The sequence below is a fragment of the Pseudoalteromonas distincta genome (assembly GCF_005877035.1).
In the GTDB taxonomy this organism is placed as follows: domain Bacteria; phylum Pseudomonadota; class Gammaproteobacteria; order Enterobacterales; family Alteromonadaceae; genus Pseudoalteromonas; species Pseudoalteromonas distincta.
On sequence record NZ_CP040558.1, the window covers coordinates 2720743 to 2741051 of the forward strand.

Consider the following 20309-nt stretch of genomic DNA (forward strand, 5'->3'; position numbering starts at 1 on the left):
TGGCTAAGCTGCTTGATGCCTATTAAACTTTGCATGCACTAATTTATAAAGTGCAGGCAATATTAATAGCGTAAGTAAGGTTGATGAAATAATCCCTCCTACAACAACCGTTGCCAATGGCCTTTGTAGCTCAGCGCCGGTGCCAGTATTTAGCGCCATAGGAATAAACCCTAAACTTGCCACTAAAGCGGTCATAAGTACTGGGCGCAGGCGCGAAAGTGCACCTGTTTGTATCGCATCTATTAAACTAAGCCCATCGGCTCTTAATTGTTTAATAAACGACAGCATAACCACGCCATTTAATACCGCTACACCACTTAGCGCTATAAATCCCACGCCTGCCGATATTGATAACGGCATATCGCGTAATAGTAACGCAAGCACACCACCGGTCAGTGCAAGTGGTACGCCGCTAAATATAATTAACGAATCACGCAGCGAATTAAACGCACTGTAAAGCAGGCCAAATATAAGTAATAAAGTAACTGGCACTACCAGCGATAACCGCTTACTTGCCGATTCTAATTGCTCAAATGTGCCGCCGTATTCAATCCAATAACCACTTGGTAAATTAAGATCTGAATTTAAAGCGGCTTGTGCATCACTTACAAAGCTTGCTAAATCACGCCCTTCTACATTTGCAGTTACGACAACATTACGCTTACCGCTTTCGCGGTTTATTTGATTAGGCCCTTTATCAATACTAATATTTGCAACTTCGCCAAGCGGTACAAATGCAAGGTCGGGGTTAGCACTTTTGGGCACCGCTACAGGCAAACGCGCAAGCTGTGATACATCGCTTGACCAGCGCTCATCTAAACGCACTAATAACGAAAAGCGTTTATCGCCTTCATAAATAAGCCCGGTTTGTACACCGCCTACCGCAGCACTTACACTTTGCTGTATATCAGTTACTGTTAAACCTAACAGCGCCATATGATCGCGAAGCGGCGTTACCGAAAGTGTAGGCAAACCTTGTATTTGCTCAAGGCGTACATCAGTTGCGCCAGTAATGTTTTGCACCAAGGCTGTGGCTTTTTCGCCATACTGTTTTAATGTTGATAAATCATCGCCATAAATACGCACAGCCACATCGGCGCGCACGCCTGCTATTAACTCGTTAAAACGCATTTCTATAGGTTGTGTAAACTCATAGTTGTTACCTGGTACTTCATTTACTAAATGGCGAATTTGCTTAACCAGCTCTTCTTTACTTAAAGCAGGATTAGGCCATTGTTCGCGCGGCTTTAGCATTAAAAAGGTATCGGCAACGTTAGGTGGCATAGGATCGTTTGCTACATCTGGAGTGCCAATTTTTGAAAATACTTTTTCCACTTCTGGCTTTGCTAAAATGGCTTGCTCTAGCTCTTTTTGCATTTTTACCGATTGTTCAATACCGGTGCCGGTAATGCGCAGTGCGTGCATGGCTATATCGCCTTCATCAAGCTGCGGTAAAAATTCAGCGCCCATATTTTTAACTTTAAAGCCAAGTGAAATTACAAGCACAGCAGCAATGCTTAACATTACCCACGGTAGTTTTAGCGATAAACCAAGTAGCGGTTTATAACCTTTTTTAATACCGCGCATAACGGCATTTTCGCTCTCGCTCACCTTGCCACGTACACATACCGCAATAGCGGCAGGTACAAAGGTAACAGCAAAAATAAGTGCGCCAACTAGTGCGGCTACAACCGTAAATGCCATTGGCTGAAACATTTTTCCCTCTACACCACTAAGCGCAAACAGCGGCAAATACACCAGCATAATAATTAAAATGCCAAACACCGCCGGGCTAAATACTTCTTTGGTTGCCGCAGTTACAACACTTAAACGCTCATTTAATGTAAGTAGCCGACCATGTTTATGCTGCGCTAGGCCTAATTGCCTTAAACAGTTTTCAACCACAATTACAGCGCCATCAACTATTAAACCAAAATCGATTGCGCCTAAACTCATTAGATTACCCGACACACGATTACCTACCATACCGGTAATGGCAAATAACATGCTAAGCGGAATAACCATTGCCGTAATAAGCGCGCCGGTTACATTACCTAATAACAGCAGCAAAATAACAATCACTAATACAGCGCCTTCAAACAGGTTAGTTTTTACAGTGTCTATGGTTTTATCAACAAGGGTTGTGCGGTCATAAACTGCTTCTACCACAACACCTTCAGGCAAGCTTAGCTGTACGTCTTTGAGTTTATCAGCCATGGCTTTTGCCACTACGCGGCTGTTTTCGCCAATTAGCATCATGGCGGTGCCGAGCACGGTTTCTTTACCATTATAAGTAGCAGCGCCAGTTCTGAGCTCTTTACCTAAGCGCACATTTGCTACATCTTTAATCCGTACTGGTGCATCATCGCGCTTAGCAACTACGGTATTGGCTATATCATCAATGGTTTTTAATTGCCCTGGTGATCGCACTAAATATTGCCCGTCAAAACGCTCTATAAATCCTGCGCCTTGGTTACTGTTATTTAATTTAAGCGCGGTAATAACATCACTTAGTGTGAGCTTATAAGCCAATAGTTTTTCAGGCATGGGCGCTACTTGATATTGGCGCTCAAAACCCCCTTGGCTGTTTATTTCGGTAACCCCTTTTACTTTTAATAGTTGCGGGCGAATAACCCAATCTTGCAGGGTACGTAAATCCTCTGCGTTAAATGGCGTGCCATCATCTTTTAATGCACCGTTATTTGCATGCACAGAATAAGTAAAAATCTCCCCTAACCCGCTGGCAATTGGCCCTAAGTTTGGTTCAATATTGGCTGGTAAATCTGATCGAATACTTTGAATGCGCTCTGATATTTGCTGGCGCGCCCAGTAAATATCAGTGCCTTCGTTAAAAATAACGGTAACTTGCGAAAGCCCATAACGTGAAATAGAACGGGTATAATCAAGCTTTGGTATGCCCGCCATAGCGGTTTCAATTAAATAGGTTATACGCTGCTCTGCTTCAAGCGGGGTAAACCCAGGCGCTTTTGTATTTATTTGTACTTGCACATTAGTTATATCGGGTACGGCATCAACGGCTAAATTTTGGGTGTTGTATACACCAAACCCAGCAAATAAAAGCGTGAGCGCAAGCACCATCATGCGGCGTTTAACCGCAAAAGAAACTATCCAATCAATCATGCTGCCTCCTAGTGTGAGTGGCTTGCGCCGCTTTTTAAAATATCGGCTTTAATTACATAACTGTTTTGCGTTACGTACTCACTATTTGGCGAAAGCCCCTCAAGTACCTCTACCCACTCGCTGTTTTTAGCACCAAGCTTTACAGGGCGTACTTCAAATACATTGCCGCTTTTAATAAACACACTAGGTTTGCCGTTAAATTCCTGCACAGCTGTAGCCTTTACTCGCACTGCAGCATCTACTTTTGCAGTACTAATGTCGCTATTAACATGCATACCAGGACGCCAATGACCATTAGGGTTTTTAAGCTCGATTCGCGCACGCGCAATATGCCCGCCGCTCATCATAGGGGCTATGTAAAACACCTCACCTTGCGCATTTAAATGATGATGTAAATCGTACACTTTTGCGCTTTGTCCTAAGGCGAGCTTTTCAATATTTTCAGGAAAAGCCGAGAGCTCGACCCATACGGTTTCAAGGTTTACTATTTGCATTAATGCGCTATTGGCAAGCTCACCGCGCTTTAAATATTGCTCGGTAATAACGCCTGTAATTGGGCTTTTTATGGTGTAATTTTGCAGTGTTTCGCGGTTGGTTATACTGGCAAGCTTATCGCCTTTTTTAACGTTTTGACCAATGCTTACAAAAATATCGTTAACTAAGCCGGTATAAGGCGCCATTACTTCAACGGTGCCGTGCGCGGTGGGTGCTATAACACCAAATAGAGTATCTGTTAGTTCAACGCTACCTGCTTTTGCTATCTCGGTTTTAATTCCTGCGCGTTCAATTGCTTGGGAGCTTAGCATTGTGCGCCCTTCTTCTTGCTCATAATGATAATTTATTTCAACGCCTTTATAGCGTGCCATTACATCAAGCTTAAACGAATGCGGCTCGTTTACGCTCACGGTACTTACTAAATAGTCATCTTCAGCTTTAAAACGAATAAGCTGTGGCTCTTCACTTAAACGCTGCACATTTATGGTTACGTCTAACTGATTTATATCCACAGCTTTATCGTTATTAAACCCATATATTCGCAGCTCGGTATTACCTGCAAACTGGGTTAACTTAAGCTCTAAATCAAGCGCGTTATTGGTTAGTAAAAACCCGCCGTGTGGGCCTTTTTGTGTGTGTTCGTCTTTGTGGCCTTCTTCGTGATGGCTATCAGATGCCATAGCCGTGCTACTTAAAAATGGGAGTGTAAATAATTGCGTTATAAATAATGCGATAAGAGTGTTATTCATGATTGATGAGTCTCAATTAAAGGTTGGCCAGTTAAACGCTCAAGGGTAAGCAGCACTTGGTATAGCTCGCTATGGATGTTGATAAGTGCCCGTTTAGAATCAAATAAAGCTTGCTGTGCGTCTAGCAATTGCAATATCGATATTTGCCCTTGTTGGTAGCTCTTTAAGCTTTGTTCTATAAGCGTTTTCGCTTGAGGAATAACGTGCTGCGCTAAAAGTTGTGCTTGCGCAGTTTTACCTTGGTAATACGCATACAAAGTGCGTATTTGCTGGCGTAGCTGAATACGTAATTGCCCTTGTTGCTCATTAAGTAGCGTAAGTTGATGCTTTGCAGCCTCAATATTACCGCTATTAGAATTGCTTAACTGCAGCGGCATTGAAAACGAAAACACCAACGAGCTGGCATCAGTTTGCTGGTTATATCGCACGCCCCCCCCCAGGGTTAAATCGCTTTGCCCGCTTGAGCGTTGCAGCGACAAATTAGCCGTTTGCTGCATATATTGCTGCTGTAGCAGTGCAAATTCAGGTGCTGTATTTACCGCATCAAGTAGCGCTGCTTCACTTTTAATAGCAGCTATTTGTGATAAATCGCCAGCATAGTAATCACTCACTTGCGGCTCTTGCCAAAGCTCGGTTAGAGCTAAGCGCGCACGCTCAAATTCGCTATTTAGCATCAGCGTATTTAAATCTACTTGGCTTAATGCATAACGCATGCGGGTTACATCAGCACTTGAGGCTGCACCCGCTTTAGCGCGTTTTTCAATTGCGTTAAGTGCCTGCTTAACGGTGTTTTTACGCTCACTATTTAAAGCAATTAACGCCTGAAATTTAAGTATTTGGTAATAGCGCTCAGCGGTGGTTGCTAAAAGTGCTAACCGAGTATTTTTATACTCAATTGTTTGCGCTTTTATATTTGCCGTGGCGTAGTTAATGCGGTTTTGGCGTTTATTACCCAGCTCTATTAATTGGCTTAAAGCCAGCGTGTACTGCGCCCCCGAAAACGCATGGGAGCCATGGGTTCCTAAAAAGTTTTCAGCTTCAAAACTCAGCTCAGGATTAGGTGAAAGCGCAGCTTGGGTTTTAAGCGCCGTTAATATTTTTTGATGATACGGGTAGCGTTTAAGCTCAGCATTTTGCTGCTCGGTATTTTTAAGCGCTTGCTCTAGCGTTAATACGTTTTGAGGCTCATTTTTTGCCAAAACGCTCATTGCTGGTAATGCGCACAGTAGCGCCACCAGCATAAGTGGTTTTTTGTTCATATAGCATGTCCGTTTTTTAACAAACAGAGTTGACTTAATCACTACGCCTATTTTAAAAACAAGCGCAATTAAGCAACCTAAATATGTACATAACTAGCCTTTTAGCGCACAGGCGCAGGCCGTTATTTACAAAGTGTTTAAAATTAAAAACTAGCTATAAAAATTTGGTGGCGGAACATCTGGTGGATAGTTTAAACCGCTATAGCACGCAGGCAGTGTAGCTTGGCTTTGCTCAGGGCTTATAGAGTGATTTAGCGTACTGTAGTAACCACAGTGGCAATGCTGATGGGCATGTATTTCAGTAGGTGATTGCGCATCTTCATCGTTTGCATTTGTTTGAGAATGAACATGCGTAACGTGATCAACTTCTTCTTGCAGGTGATACGCCGCCGCATCACAGCTAATAAAGCTGTGCACAAGCACTAAAAGTATCACGACTAAAAAGTAGTTTGAGCGCATTACCTACCTAAAAACTCTAAAATGCAATTTAAGAAATCGCACAATACCTTAAATTTATTCAAATGTAGAGAGCCGCTTACGTTATTTTCTAAATTCACTTGGTGATACACCCACTGACTTTTTAAACCGTTTAGAAAAATTAAATATATTAGGATACCCCACGTAAGCAGCAATATGGGCAACAGGCCATCGGGTATTTAGTAGTAAGCTTTTAGCTCGTTTAATGCGTAAATAAATAAGCTGCTGCATAGGGCTTTTACCAAATTGCGCTTGGCATAACCTATGTAAATGCGGTGCTGAGTAATGCACGTGCTCGCACATAACCTCTATAGTCCAATCAAACTGTAAGCGCTCTTCTACCTCTAAAAACAAGCTGGTTAATCTGGTTTGCCCGCCTTTTTGCTGCTCGCTTTGAAGCGTAGTGTTTAAATAGTGGCTTAAAATAGGCATAACACCTTCGCGCAAAGTAGCATTACTTTCGCTATATAAAAGCTCCATAGCTAAATGTAATGGCGCTAATTGCTGATTAGTTAATACCTTAGCCTGTGCTAAATTTAAATGTTGCCAACGTTTAGTGTTTGCAAGGTTTAGCCAAATCACATCCCACTTTTCGCTTGCTATTTTAACCTCAAAACTTTGCCTTGCAGGCAATATAGCTAAGCTATTTTCAGTTAATGAGTATTCGTTATTAACTGTTTTAAGTGTGCCCTGACCAGCCAAAGTATAAAAAAGAGTGTGTTCAAGCGGGTTAGTACGTGCAACACAATAGTCACCCAATAAATTAGAGCAACCTGCCAGCTCTATTTCAAGGTTTGGCATTTGCGAAAGCGTGGTTAAATCAATAAACCGCTCTGTACACTCTGGGCCAATATCGAGTACATCTACAATAGTGTTACGCATAATTTAAAATGATAGTTTTGGATAAATAAAAGAGAGCTTTAAGCATAACCTCAACGTATTATTTTAGCTATATTTAAGCCACTATAATTGCCATACATGCAATAGGACACCAATGAACTCACTACAACACATAATTAACCGCCGTGATTGGGAAAACCCAATTTCAGTACAAGTTAATCAAGTAAAAGCGCACAGCCCACTCAATGGATTTAAGAGCGTTGACCATGCCCGTACTAACACACAATCACAAAAACAAAGTTTAAACGGCCAATGGGATTTTAAATTATTTGATAAACCCGAAGCGGTTGATGAATCACTGCTAAGTGAAACACTAAACAGCGACTGGCAAAATATTACAGTGCCTTCTAACTGGCAATTACACGGCTTTGATAAACCTATTTACTGTAATGTTAAATACCCATTTGCAGTTAACCCGCCATTTGTACCAAGCGATAACCCAACAGGCTGTTACCGCACTGAATTTACTATTACAGCGGATCAATTAGCGCAGCGTAACCATATTATTTTTGAAGGCGTAAACTCGGCGTTTCACCTTTGGTGTAACGGTCAATGGGTGGGCTACTCGCAGGATAGCCGCTTACCGAGCGAGTTTGATTTAAGCGAACTGTTAGTAGTAGGCACCAACCGCATTGTCGTTATGGTTATTCGCTGGAGCGATGGCAGTTATTTAGAAGATCAGGACATGTGGTGGCTAAGCGGTATTTTTCGCGATGTTAACTTACTTACAAAACCACAAAACCAAATACGTGATGTGTTTATAACCCCAGATTTAGACGCTTGCTATCGCGATGCAACGCTACATATAAAAACCACGATAAATGCGCCAAATAACTACCAAGTAGCAGTACAGGTTTTTGATAATGAGCAAGCATTGTGTGAGCCACACATACAAAGCACTAACAATAAACGCGTTGATGAAAAAGGCGGCTGGAGCGATGTTGTATTTCAAACCATTGATATACAAAGCCCTAAAAAGTGGACCGCCGAAACCCCCTACTTATACCGCTGTGTTGTAAGCTTATTAGATGAAAAAGGCAACACAGTAGATGCAGAAGCCTATAGCATTGGCTTTAGAAAAGTAGAAATGCTTAACGGGCAGCTTTGCTTAAACGGCAAACCGCTACTAATTCGCGGTGTTAACCGCCACGAGCATCACCCAGAAAACGGCCACACAGTTACTACCGCCGACATGATTGAAGATATTAAGCTGATGAAGCAAAATAACTTTAATGCTGTACGTACTGCTCACTATCCTAACCATCCACGCTTTTACGAGTTATGTGACGAGCTAGGTTTATACGTAGTGGACGAAGCCAATATAGAAACCCACGGCATGTTTCCTATGGGGCGTTTGGCAAGCGATCCGCAGTGGGCAGGCGCATTTATGTCGCGCTATACACAAATGGTTGAGCGCGATAAAAACCACGCCTCTATTATTATTTGGTCACTGGGTAACGAATGCGGACACGGCGCCAACCACGATGCTATGTACGGATGGTCAAAAAGCTTTGACCCTTCTCGCCCAGTGCAATACGAAGGTGGCGGCGCAAATACCACAGCAACCGACATTATTTGCCCAATGTATGCCCGTGTAGATACGCATGTTGCCGACGACGCCGTACCAAAATATTCAATTAAAAAATGGCTAAGCCTACCGGGTGAAACGCGCCCGCTTATTTTATGTGAGTACGCCCATGCAATGGGTAACAGCCTAGGTAGCTTTGACGATTACTGGCAAGCATTTAGAGAATATCCGCGCCTACAAGGTGGCTTTATTTGGGATTGGGTAGACCAAGGTTTATCTAAAACTGACGAAAACGGTGAGCATTATTGGGCTTACGGTGGCGATTTTGGTGATGAACTAAACGACCGCCAATTTTGTATAAACGGCTTATTATTTCCAGATCGCACACCGCATCCAAGCTTGTTTGAAGCTAAATACAGCCAGCAACATTTACAATTTACGCTGCGCGAGCAAACTAAAAATCAATACACTATTGATGTATTTAGCGATTATGTATTTAGACACACAGATAACGAAAAACTGGTTTGGCAGTTAATGCAAAATGGCATCTGTGTTGAACAAGGCGAGCATGTACTTAATATTGCTCCTCAAAGTACACACACGTTAACAATTAAAACTAAAACAACGTTTGAACAAGGTGCGCAATACCACCTTAATTTAGATGTAGCACTAATTAACGATTGTAGCTTTGCAAGTGCCGAGCATGTATTAAACACCGAGCAGTTTAAGCTTATAAATAGTAATAATTTAAACAGTGAATCATTTGCACCAACTACAGAGCAAAGCGCTACAAGTGTTAACGAAACCGACTCTCAACTAAGTATTGAAAACGATAAATTTAAACTTGTTTTTAGCAAGCAATCAGGGCTTATAGAGCAGTGGTTACAAAACGATACTCAGGTTATTAGTAGCCCACTGGTTGATAACTTTTATCGCGCCCCGCTTGATAACGACATAGGCGTAAGCGAAGTAGATAACCTAGACCCTAATGCATGGGAGGCACGTTGGTTACGTGCAGGTATAGGGCAATGGCAGCGCACATGTAGCTCAATTCACGCAGTGCAATCAAGCGTTGATATACGTATTACTTGTGTATTTAATTACGAATTTAATGGCGTGCTACAGGCTCAAACACAGTGGCTATATACACTAAATAATACCGGTAATATTAGCTTAAATGTTGATGTGCACTTAAACGATACACTGCCGTCAATGCCGCGTATAGGGCTAAGTACAACCCTTAACAAGCAAAGCGATACAAAAATAAACTGGCTAGGTTTAGGGCCTTTTGAAAACTACCCAGATCGTAAAGCCGCAGCACGTTTAGGTTATTACAGCTTGAGCTTAAATGAGCTACATACACCGTATATATTCCCAACCGATAACGGCCTGCGTAGCGATTGCCAATTACTGCGTATTAATAATTTAACCGTAACCGGTGCGTTTTTATTTGCAGCCAGTGAGTATTCGCAAAATATGTTAACGCAAGCGAAACACACTAACGAACTCATTGCTGATGATTGCGTACATGTACACATTGATCATCAACATATGGGGGTTGGTGGCGATGATTCATGGAGCCCAAGTACCCATAAAGAATATTTACTTGAGCAAAAGCAGTACAGTTATTCTTTAACATTATCTGCTGAATAATTTAAACAAAAATAGCGGCCAAATTGGCCGCTATTTTTTTAATTAACACACACTATTTATTAGCGAGCTTTTTAGCTAATACGTTATCAAGAGAAAAGCTTCCTGCTCCTTGAATTGCTAAAACTACAGTTACTACAAGTAACGTTAATGCGTATTCATAGCCATTGTTTGCCATAAATAAGCCATTACTAATATGTACGCTAAAAATAGCAATCAGCATAGTAAAGCCGGCAACTACAGCTGCTGGGCGAGTTAACAAACCAATTGCTAATGCAATGCCACCAAAAAACTCAGCGCTACCTGCCATCATTGCTAACCAATAGCCAGGCTCTAAACCAATACTCGCCATCCATTGGCCTGTACCTTCAAGCCCGTAACCGCCAAACCAAGCAAATAGTTTTTGTGCACCATGCGCCGCTAAAATAAGGCCAACTGGTACTCGTAAAATTAATGCTGCTACGCCTGCTTTTGAGCTAAGTAATGTGTTTAGTAATTTCATGAGTTTTAGTCCTGTTTTAATTTATTTAATCGTTAGGTTTTTCCTAACCGTTGAACACAGTTTACTATCATCATTAAAAAACATTAATATGGGATTTATTGGTTAATTAGCAACGCAGTATTTATAATAATCCATAAAAAAATCGCCAACCCAAAGGTTGACGGTTTTTTATTAACGTATTACTTAGGGCGTGTTGATCTTTGTGGATTGAAATTTGTTCAATCCAAGGAAGATTAAATCGCGGCGCGAGGTTTGTAACCTAGTGGGCTAAGTAAAAACCGAGCAACAAAGAGTTAATCGTCCCTAGAAAGAACCCAAAGGGCAGCGCATGTTTGGTATTTATGCTGCGTTATCGCCTATTCATGGGGAATAACCACACTACATAGTCTCCGCCTTGCCTAAAAACCAAACATACTGCTGCAAATTCACCCACCAAAGATCAACACGCCCTAGTATATTTAAGTAAGCGCTTAGCTTTGAAAATTAAGCAACCGCTTGCTCTAAAATTTCGCGGCTTTCTTTTAGCGTAATAGCTTGGTTTTCGCCTAGAGCAACCATGCCGTGAGCTTCAAGTTTGCCAATAATATTGTCAATAGCAGCGGCTTTATCATCGCCATGTTCAGTAAGCTGGGTCGCTACGTCGAGGCTATGGTAAAACGCCTCAATTGCTGCAATTGTTTTCTCTGCTAAATCTTCAGATTGCTCAAGACCAAATACGTTTTTACCCATTTGCTCAAGCTTTGCTTTTTTAACTGCAAATTGGTTACGTAATAAAGAAGGCTGAACAATAGCAAGTGAACGTGCATGATCAACACCGTAAGCGGCTGTAAGCTCGTGGCCAATCATGTGTGTTGCCCAATCTTGCGATACACCAGAACCAATTAAACCATTAAGTGCTTGGTTAGCAGCCCACATAAGGTTTGCACGCCATGCGTCATCTTGGTTTTCAAAGTTATCACCTAAAGTTTTAAGCGTTCTTAAAAGTGCTTCAGCGTAACCTTCTTGAACTAATGCTGTTTCAGGGAATGTTAGGTACTGCTCACAGGTATGAACCCATGCATCTACTAAACCATTCACAAGTTGGCGCTGCGGTAATGTTTTCATTACATCAGGGTCCATAATCGCAAACTTAGGAAGTACTTCTGGTGATGCAAACGGTAGTTTTTGCTTCGTTGCTTCTTTGCTCACAACTGAGTTTTGGTTAGACTCTGAACCCGTTGCTGGCAATGTTAATATTGCACCGATTGGTAATGCGCTAGTAATAGTATGCTTACCAGTAGGAATATCCCAACCTTCGCCATCATAAACGGCTGATGCGGCAATGTATTTAACGCCGTCGATCACTGAACCGCCGCCTACGCCTAATACGAAGTCGATATCTTGTTCTTTACAAATTTTTACTGCTTGGTCTAGCACTTCAATTGTAGGGTTAGCGCCAACGCCCGAAAACTCAACCCAATCAAAGCCTTCAAGTGCTGCTGCAACTTGGTCGTACACGCCGTTCTTTTTAATTGAACCGCCGCCGTACACTACAAGTACTTTTTGATCTTTTGCGATCAAATCAGATAGTGCCGCAATTTGTTGCTGACCGAATTGGATAAGAGTTGGATTTACGTAGCTAAATTTCATTATTTTGCTCCTAGGTGACGGTTAAATACTAAATAGAATGCTTAGTTACTAGCTAAGCCAAATTCCAATGAGTGCATATTAGTAGCAAAACAAACATAAAAAAAGCCCAATAACTCGCAAAAGCTTGCCTAAAACTACCAACATTGTTATTTTACGCAAAATACACTCAATTAAAGATGCCTTTTATGCCCACCATAGCCAATATGTTGCAACAATACGCCGAGCATAATCAATTACTCAGCTTTGAAGGCACCATGGAAACTATCATTCCAGGCGTGTATTTTCATCGAGCAACTAAAAGCTCGCCGCGCCAACCGCTTATATATAACTCAGGTATTATTATTGTTGGGCAAGGTCATAAAATAATTCACTTTCCTGAACATCAAATAAAATACGGCGCAGGCGACTACTTAGTCCTTGGCGTACCGGTGCCATTAGAGTGTGAAGCATTTACTGATAACGACTTACCCGTTATGGGCATTGCCATAGATATAAACCCTGCAATGCTACACAAACTCGTTAATCAAATAATGCAGCATAAGCCTCTTTCAGCGTCATCGTCTTCTGCACAAGTTGGCGCAGTACAGTCGGCAACTTTAGATACAGCAATGGAGCTCGTTACTCATCGGTTATTAACTGTTTTAAATAACCCCATTGAGGCTGACATTTTTGGCGAGGATATAGTAAAAGAATTGGTATATCGCGTACTTTGTGGTCCACAAGGACATACTTTAATAGGGCTTGCTATGCATGATGGGCATTATGCACGTATCGCCCGCACGCTCTCAACTATGCATAGTAGTTATGCCAATCAAATTACGGTTGAAGGGTTAGCTGAAGATGTAAACATGAGCGTATCGTCGTTTCATCGTGCTTTTAGGCAAGTAACGTTTGAATCCCCTCTACAGTATTTAAAAAAAGTACGCTTAGCTAAGGCTAAAGAACTTATAACCACTAGTGGAAGTAAAGCCAACGAAGCTGCATTAAAGGTTGGCTATACCAGCCCATCGCAATTTAGCCGCGAATTTAAACGCCACTTTAATAAAACACCTAGCGAAGTATTAACTCAGTTACATAGCTAGCCCACAAAAAAGCCACTATAAAAGTGGCTTTAAATAGCACGAGTGAAAAACTATACTTTTTTAAACAAAACCTCTGGGTTTACCATGGTTTTCATTTCAAGCACATTGCCATTTGGATCTTCAATAAAAAACGTTTCTTGCTCAAACTCATCACCAATAAAACGGCGGTATGGTTTATCTAGGTATTCAATACCCGCATCTTCAATACGCTTTTTTAACCCGCTAAACTCATCTTCAGATAAGTGAATACCAAAGTGAGGTACTGCTACGGCTCCCATATCAACATCATGGCGAACTGTTGGTAAGCGCTCAACACTTTGGTGCAAGGTAAGTTCATTGCCCCAAAAATCTATATCTACCCAGCGACCTTCTTCACTATTACCCGTTTTACAGCCTAGTACGTCACAATAAAACGCTTTAGCCACTTTTAAATCGCCAGCCGGAATAGCCAGATGCAAACAGTTAGACATAAATAACCCTTGGTTAACACTTTAATACATTAAATTATCGCCATTATACATAATTTGTGATTTATAGAACATTAACAGCAACGCTATTAAGCATATTTAATACCTAAAAGTAGTTTAAAAAACACGCTTTTTAAATGTGTAATTACTTATAACATTTATTTGTTAGAGAGTATTAGAAAGCGCAAAAGGATTAGTTTAAAATGCGCCGCTATGATTAAATTCTTACTTTTAAAATTCATTACTTTCTTTTTAGGCTTTGTAGCTTGCTTTGCTATGCACACTACTTTTGCACTGCCTTTAGTAATTTCTGCCGCGCTAACGGGGCTTATTGGCTCTTTTATTCCTTTTCCTGCGCGTTATAAAAACCATCCTTATGCTGCAATTTATGCTGGTAGCTTTGCCGGTATGTGCTCAACTCATTTAATTACCAGTTACTGGGAAATTGCTATTATTTCGCTTATTGGCTCAAGTTTGTATGTGCTTACTATGAATATGTTTACAGGCTTTGGTGGCAAACTTGGCAGTGTCGCTTTTGCAAGCGTGGCACTTTTTGTATTAGCTAAAGGAATCGTACTATGAGTATTGAATACCCATTACTTGTACTGCTTGGTGCTTTTTTAACGTTTTACTTAGCTAAACATAGTCGCTTTGATGGTATAAGAGCATCCTCTTCACTTTCTATTATTGCTTACTTAATTTTTAGCGCATTGAATTTAAACCCCGATTTATACGCGATTATATTTTTTGGCGGTACATTTATTGGCATGAGCGCCCCGCATCGTTTTGGTATTTATACCGTAGCAAGCTCATCTGTTTTATTTTCAATATTATTTGAATTTCTTGTACCAAAACTTGACGGCTACGGTGGTGCACTAGGTATTAGTGCATTTTTATCTGTATGTATTTGCCATACCTGTATTTTGTTAGGTGCCCCAAGAAGTAAAAAACCACCGCCAGTTCAATAAAAAATTATTGAGCTGGTCTAGTTTCTCCCAGCATTCGCTTTAATATAGTAGAGAAATTAGAGTGTAAAATATTCATGTTTTAAGCTGTTCTTTTTCTCTGCAAGTCTGTTAGAATCTTTCGCGAACTTTATTTACCCTAAATAAAGACAATCATATATGGATTTATGAAAATGAAAAAACTAATCGCAGTAGCTGCACTATCTTTACTTCCTTTCTCAAACGCAATGGCTGACCAAGATATTGGTTGTGGTCTTGGTTCTATGTTATTTGCAGGTCAGCAAGGTAAAGGCGTTAAAATTTTAGGCGCTACAACAAACGGTACTTCTGGTAACCAAACTTTTGGTATCACTTTTGGTACTTTAGGTTGTGATGGTACTGGTACAGTAACGTCTTCAGAAAAAATTGCTTTATTCATCGACGGTAACATGGAGCAACTTGCTCGTGATATGTCAAAAGGTGAAGGCGAAACTTTAGCTACTCTAGCTGAAGCTTGGGGTGTTGCAGATCAAGATAAAGCAGCATTCAACGCGCTTGCTCAAGCACAGTTTTCTTCAGTATTTACTTCTGAAAACGTAACTTCGCAAACAGTTTTAGAAAACCTAAACACTGTTCTTGCAAGTAACGCACAACTTGCTTCTTATACTCTTTCTTAATCAGCTAAATTAGCCGGTTTTATACGTATAAATAAAGCCGCTGGAGTATTTCTCTAGCGGCTTTTATTGTTTAGTGATTATGAAAAAAATATTCTTTGTTTTATCAATTGCGCTGTTTAGTACTTACGTAAACGCTCAAAGTTTTAAAAATGACACCTTAGCAACCGACCCTTACTGGCTCAAATTAGGTCATTACCGTGGGGCCACATTAGGTGGTTGGAAAAGTGAAGTAGATAGTGCTGAGTTTTTTTTATCTCCTATAGGTAAAACAAGTCCACTGGACGAACTTGAAGCCACTATAGCCGCATTTAGTGGTAAAAATACTGACCCAAAAACAACACAATCTCGTTGTCGGTTTCCAGCACGCTATAAATGGCTAAAAACAAAAATTAAAAATAACTGGCCCGCGCTTAATTGCCCAGAGCTTCAGGCGTGGCAAAAAATAATAAACCCAAAAGGGGTTACGTTAGTTTTTCCTACTGCATTTATGAATAGCCCATCATCAATGTTTGGTCACACCTTACTTCGTATTGATGCAAAAGATCAGACCCGCCATAAAGAGTTGCTCGCATTCGCAGTTAATTTTGCAGCAGAACCAGACGGCTCAGACAATGCAGCTATGTACGCACTAAAAGGCCTGATTGGCAGCTATCCTGGTAAATTTTCGCTTATGCCGTACTATAAAAAAGTACGCGAATATAATGATTTAGAATCTCGTGATATTTGGGAATACAAACTTAATTTATCTGAGCCACAAGTAGAGCTTATTTTATTGCACTTATGGGAGCTACAATCAGCTACATTTGATTACTTTTTTATTGATGAAAACTGCTCTTACCAATTACTTGCATTATTACAACTCGCACAAGAGGACCTTGATTTAACATCGTCATTTAATATGCAAGCTATTCCATCAGATACCGTTGCAGTACTAAGAAATAACAACTTACTACAAACACCTAATTACCGCCCTGCTTTTGGCACTAAGCTTTACCATTACTCTACTCAAATGACTAACGAACAACTTGATGATGCAAGAGAGTTAATGCAAGGTGGCTCCCTCAATACTCGTAATTACTCACAGTCGCAATTAGTCGCAATATTAGAAATGGCGTATGAATGGTTAAATTTTGAATTTTACGATAAAGCATTAAAGCGTGAAGAAATTGCACCGCGACTAACTAAGCTACTACTAATGCGCAGCAAATATAAAGTAGCTTCGCCATTTACTAAGCCAAGTCGTCCTATTGCTTCTCCAGAGCAAGGTCATGGCTCTTCTAAAGTAACGCTTGGAAGAACTGAGTATGCCCATCAAAGTGACTTAACAAGCTTTGCGTATCGCCTTGCATACCATGATTTATTAGATAGCTCAGCTGGATTTATTCCTGGTGCTCAAATTAGCTTTTTTGATATTGAAGGTGCCATAAGCGACAAGGGTAACACTCGACTTGAGCATTTTTATTTATTGGATGCCATGTCACTTGCGCCCGATAACCGAGTTTTTGACAGTTGGTCGTGGAATTTTAAAATGGGATTTGATCGTCAGCCTAATAATAATATTCAACAAGGTCGTTGGTTTGCTAAAGGTGGATACGGAAAATCAATCGGTAACCCAAACACGTTACACGGCTATTTACTTGGCCAAGTTGAATTTAATAATGGTGACATAACAGACAACCTAACAACAGGCATTGGTAGTGAAGCTGGTGCAATATGGCAAATAAATAACAGTCATAAACTCGCTCTTACGGCAAACATAACATGGTTAATAGATGGCCAAGCAGATAAACACAGTGACTTTGCAATAAAGTGGAATTACTCCTTATCACGTAATTTATCTATACGTACTGAGCTTAAAAACCAACATTGGTATACAAGTAGTACATCGGCTAAATTTGCAATTCAATACTACTTTTAATCATTGCATATACCCACAAGGGCTTAATTATTTTTACAGCGCTTGTGGGTATATAAAACTTTACTCAATACACGTTCAATTTTCACTTCTTTAACTATGCAATAGACTCTCTACATACCTATTCATTTACTTATTTTATACATTTGAGTATGTATTTCAGGCAAGACCCTTTAAACTCAAAGTATTGTAGTTAGAAAGATTCTCTTATGTATCTGCGTGTTGTAGTTTTCATTTTCGTTTTTATTTTTTGCAGTAATGTAAGGGCAGTAAGCTCTCTTACTTTTATTGCCGAAGATTTACACCCTTACCATTTTAAAAACAAAAGCGGTGAAGCTGACGGAGCTTCCGTTGATATTGCTAAGGCTGTTTTAAAAGAAGCAAAGCTACAAGCTAAATTTGAAATAATGCCAATGGCACGAGCCTTTCATCAGCTAGCAGCTAATCCAAACACAATTATGCTCTCTTTATTAAAAACTCCCGCTAGGCAAAATCAGTTTAAATGGTTAGGAGCGGTATATTTTACTGATGCCTACCTAGTTAGTTTAAAAAGCCACAAAGACGAAGTAACTCATTTAAATCATGCAAAATTTTATAAAGTAGGCACTATTCGTGGATATTTGAGTGCCAAATATTTAATAAAAATGGGGTTTGAAGAAGATAAAAATTTAATACTAGCTAGTTATTATCAGCAGGCATGGCAAATGCTTTATAAGGGTAGAACTGACTTTGTCCTTATGAATACACTCACCTTAGATAATGAACTAAAAATGTCAGGGCTCGACCCAGACTTAATAACTAAACGACTTCATTTAGCTGATTTTCCTTCAATACTCTATTTTGCTGCTAATAATCAGCTTGACGATAAAACAGCAAACTTAATCTCGCAGGCATTAAAAACTATAAAAGTAAGTGGCGAATACCAAGCCATTTTAAAAAAGTGGCAACTCCCTCTTCCTCCTTCTATAAATTAAACCTATTTAAATAAGTATATTAGCAAACATCAAGCGCTACCAAATATGATGAAAAACACCTCTGTTTAACAATTTTAAATAACATAATAACGTTAACCAACCCTATTGGTTAACCAAAATACCGTCATTAAAATAACAATTAATTATAAAAAACTACAAATTGGTAAGTTTTAATTTTTAAATTGGTATGTTAGATTGAAGTTAAGCGACGCCTGTACCGCGCAATTTTTACTTCATCACACAGAGACAATAATGATAAAAAATACATCCACATTTAAACTTACGGCTTTAGCCGTTATCACACCTCTACTTTTTACGGCTTGTTCAAGTACCCAAAGCACTAATCAGCAAAGCGATGCGCCGGTACCAGCAACAAAGTTTGATTTATCACACTGGAAAATAAATGTACCAGTTGATTTAAACAACGACGGTAAAATTGATGAAATAGATGTAGAAGAAATTCAGACTTACGCACACCCTGATTTTTTCTATCTTGATGATAAAGGCTACATGGTATTCACCTCGCCTAATAAAGCGCTTACAAGTGCTAACTCTACTAATACCCGTAGTGAACTTAGACAAATGATCCGTGGATCAAATACTAAGATTAAAACTAAACACTCTAAAAACAACTTTGCTTTAGCTGTTCACCCGCTATCAGACCGATTTGGTTCTGTTGGTGGAAAAATGGAAGCAACGTTAAAAGTAGATCACGTTGCGCTACGTGCAACTGATCCTGATAAAAAAGCGGCTTACTCGGTTGTTGTAGGGCAAATTCACGCAGGTAAAGATCAGGCACTTATTGATACCAAGCTTGGTTATGGCTGGGGGAATGAACCACTTAAAATATATTACAAAAAATGGCCAGGGCATAAAACAGGCTCAGTTTTTTGGAACTACGAACGTAATTTACCTAAAACCAATCCTGACCGTAAAGACATTACTTACCCAGTTTGGGGTAATACATGGGAAAACCCTAACGAGCCTGGCAGTGCCGGTATTGCACTAGGTGAAGAATTTAGCTACACGGTCAATGTGTATAAAAATGTTATGCACCTTACATTTAGCGCACAAGGCAAAGAAGACGTTAACTACTCTATTAACTTAGGTAATAACGTAGATGCTTATGGCAAAGTGGACGAAAAAGACCATCCACATGGTTACGCTGCAGATTGGCATTACTTTAAAGCCGGCGCTTATAACCAATGTAGTACTAAAAGCGCGAAAGGTATTTGGTACCCAGGTTGTTTAGGTACTGGCGATTGGTCTACAGATAAACAAAATGGCGATTACGCTCAAGTAAGCTTTAGTAAACTAGAGTTAAGCCCAGCGACACCGCCAACAAAATAACTAGGCTAGTACAGCCTCAGATAAGTAATTTTTTAGTGATGTAAACAGTGGCGTTGGTAGATTATTAATATCGCACCAGCGCCACTTTAAACATTTATTAGGCTCTTTAAGCTCAGGCTCTCCGCCTTCAAAATCAGCTTTTACATACAACGTAATATAGTGTTTGTTCTCTGCTGTAAAAATATCATTGGTAAAATCAAGCTTAGTAATTTTACTTACCTTTAAACCTGTTTCTTCAAACACTTCTCGTATTGCACATTGCTCAACACTTTCACCAAACTCTAAATGTCCACCAGGTGTTGCCCATGTATTAGCACCATGCGCGCCAATACGCTCACCTAGTAAAATTGTGTTTTGGTGCTTTATGATAACCGCAACTCCTACTCTTACTACGTTACTCATATCGTATTTTCTCTTATTTTTACTGCCCGCCATGCTGAACCACACGCTTTGTATTGTCAATTTTGTATTTTTAAAACCAGTGTATTGATTAACTTTTAGCCGACCAAGGTCGAATAGCTTGCTTGCTAAAAAAAGCCTACATTTTGTAAGGTCTCTCACACACAAATT

17 protein-coding genes are annotated in these 20309 nt (G+C 40.1%); 8 read left to right on the top strand and 9 right to left on the bottom strand.

Annotated features, from left to right (window positions below; genetic code table 11):
- Window positions 1–3: 3 nt before the first annotated feature.
- From FFU37_RS12100 to FFU37_RS12120, 5 genes are all read right to left on the bottom strand, one after another.
- Window positions 4–3141: an efflux RND transporter permease subunit gene (locus tag FFU37_RS12100; RefSeq protein WP_138489582.1), complete on the bottom strand. Its 3138-nt coding sequence runs from the start codon at window positions 3139–3141 to the stop codon at window positions 4–6.
- Window positions 3142–3149: 8 nt separating this feature from the next.
- Complete coding sequence (locus tag FFU37_RS12105) at window positions 3150–4385, bottom strand: efflux RND transporter periplasmic adaptor subunit (RefSeq protein WP_138489583.1); 1236 nt, start codon at window positions 4383–4385, stop codon at window positions 3150–3152.
- Window positions 4382–5644 carry a TolC family protein gene (locus FFU37_RS12110; protein ID WP_138489584.1) on the bottom strand — a complete coding sequence of 421 codons (1263 nt, stop codon included), beginning with the start codon at window positions 5642–5644 and terminating at the stop codon, window positions 4382–4384. Before FFU37_RS12110 ends, FFU37_RS12105 begins: the two co-directional genes overlap by 4 nt.
- 150 nt (window positions 5645–5794) lie before the next feature.
- Window positions 5795–6103: a hypothetical protein gene (locus FFU37_RS12115; protein WP_039490315.1), complete on the bottom strand. Its 309-nt coding sequence runs from the start codon at window positions 6101–6103 to the stop codon at window positions 5795–5797.
- Between the two features lie 81 nt (window positions 6104–6184).
- Complete coding sequence (locus FFU37_RS12120; protein WP_138489585.1) at window positions 6185–7003, bottom strand: helix-turn-helix transcriptional regulator; 819 nt, start codon at window positions 7001–7003, stop codon at window positions 6185–6187.
- Window positions 7004–7115: 112 nt separating this feature from the next.
- On the opposite strand from FFU37_RS12120, the gene FFU37_RS12125 reads away from it, so the two are divergent.
- Window positions 7116–10202 carry a beta-galactosidase gene (locus FFU37_RS12125; RefSeq protein ID WP_138489586.1) on the top strand — a complete coding sequence of 1029 codons (3087 nt, stop codon included), beginning with the start codon at window positions 7116–7118 and terminating at the stop codon, window positions 10200–10202.
- A 52-nt stretch (window positions 10203–10254) separates the two neighbouring features.
- On the opposite strand, the gene FFU37_RS12130 is transcribed toward FFU37_RS12125, so the two are convergent.
- Complete coding sequence (locus FFU37_RS12130; RefSeq protein ID WP_039490309.1) at window positions 10255–10701, bottom strand: DoxX family protein; 447 nt, start codon at window positions 10699–10701, stop codon at window positions 10255–10257.
- Between the two features lie 483 nt (window positions 10702–11184).
- Window positions 11185–12330 (bottom strand): iron-containing alcohol dehydrogenase, encoded by a 1146-nt coding sequence (locus FFU37_RS12135; RefSeq protein WP_002962851.1) that lies wholly within the window; start codon window positions 12328–12330, stop codon window positions 11185–11187.
- 185 nt (window positions 12331–12515) lie between these two features.
- Here FFU37_RS12135 and FFU37_RS12140 point away from each other — a divergent pair, with 185 nt between their 5' ends.
- Window positions 12516–13412, top strand: a complete 897-nt coding sequence (locus FFU37_RS12140; protein ID WP_138489587.1) for an AraC family transcriptional regulator — start codon at window positions 12516–12518, stop codon at window positions 13410–13412.
- 50 nt (window positions 13413–13462) lie between these two features.
- On the opposite strand, the gene FFU37_RS12145 is transcribed toward FFU37_RS12140, so the two are convergent.
- A complete protein-coding gene (locus FFU37_RS12145) occupies window positions 13463–13882 on the bottom strand; it encodes a VOC family protein (RefSeq protein WP_138489588.1) in 420 nt (139 codons plus the stop codon).
- 273 nt (window positions 13883–14155) lie between these two features.
- Here FFU37_RS12145 and FFU37_RS12150 point away from each other — a divergent pair, with 273 nt between their 5' ends.
- From FFU37_RS12150 to FFU37_RS12175, 6 genes are all read left to right on the top strand, one after another.
- Window positions 14156–14461, top strand: a complete 306-nt coding sequence (locus FFU37_RS12150; protein WP_002962854.1) for a hypothetical protein — start codon at window positions 14156–14158, stop codon at window positions 14459–14461.
- Window positions 14458–14847 carry a hypothetical protein gene (locus FFU37_RS12155; RefSeq protein WP_002962855.1) on the top strand — a complete coding sequence of 130 codons (390 nt, stop codon included), beginning with the start codon at window positions 14458–14460 and terminating at the stop codon, window positions 14845–14847. The genes FFU37_RS12150 and FFU37_RS12155 overlap by 4 nt, the downstream gene beginning before the upstream one ends.
- Window positions 14848–15017: 170 nt before the next feature.
- Window positions 15018–15500, top strand: a complete 483-nt coding sequence (locus FFU37_RS12160; RefSeq protein ID WP_002962856.1) for a DUF3015 domain-containing protein — start codon at window positions 15018–15020, stop codon at window positions 15498–15500.
- A gap of 79 nt (window positions 15501–15579) precedes the next feature.
- Complete coding sequence (locus FFU37_RS12165) at window positions 15580–17418, top strand: Lnb N-terminal periplasmic domain-containing protein (RefSeq protein ID WP_138489589.1); 1839 nt, start codon at window positions 15580–15582, stop codon at window positions 17416–17418.
- A 206-nt stretch (window positions 17419–17624) separates the two neighbouring features.
- A complete protein-coding gene (locus tag FFU37_RS12170) occupies window positions 17625–18389 on the top strand; it encodes a substrate-binding periplasmic protein (protein ID WP_138489590.1) in 765 nt (254 codons plus the stop codon).
- A 252-nt stretch (window positions 18390–18641) separates the two neighbouring features.
- Window positions 18642–19739 carry a polysaccharide lyase family 7 protein gene (locus tag FFU37_RS12175; RefSeq protein ID WP_039490305.1) on the top strand — a complete coding sequence of 366 codons (1098 nt, stop codon included), beginning with the start codon at window positions 18642–18644 and terminating at the stop codon, window positions 19737–19739.
- Here the strand turns inward: FFU37_RS12175 and FFU37_RS12180 are convergent, their stop codons facing one another.
- Window positions 19740–20141, bottom strand: a complete 402-nt coding sequence (locus FFU37_RS12180) for a nucleotide triphosphate diphosphatase NUDT15 (RefSeq protein ID WP_024589726.1) — start codon at window positions 20139–20141, stop codon at window positions 19740–19742.
- Between the last annotated feature and the right edge of the window lie 168 nt (window positions 20142–20309).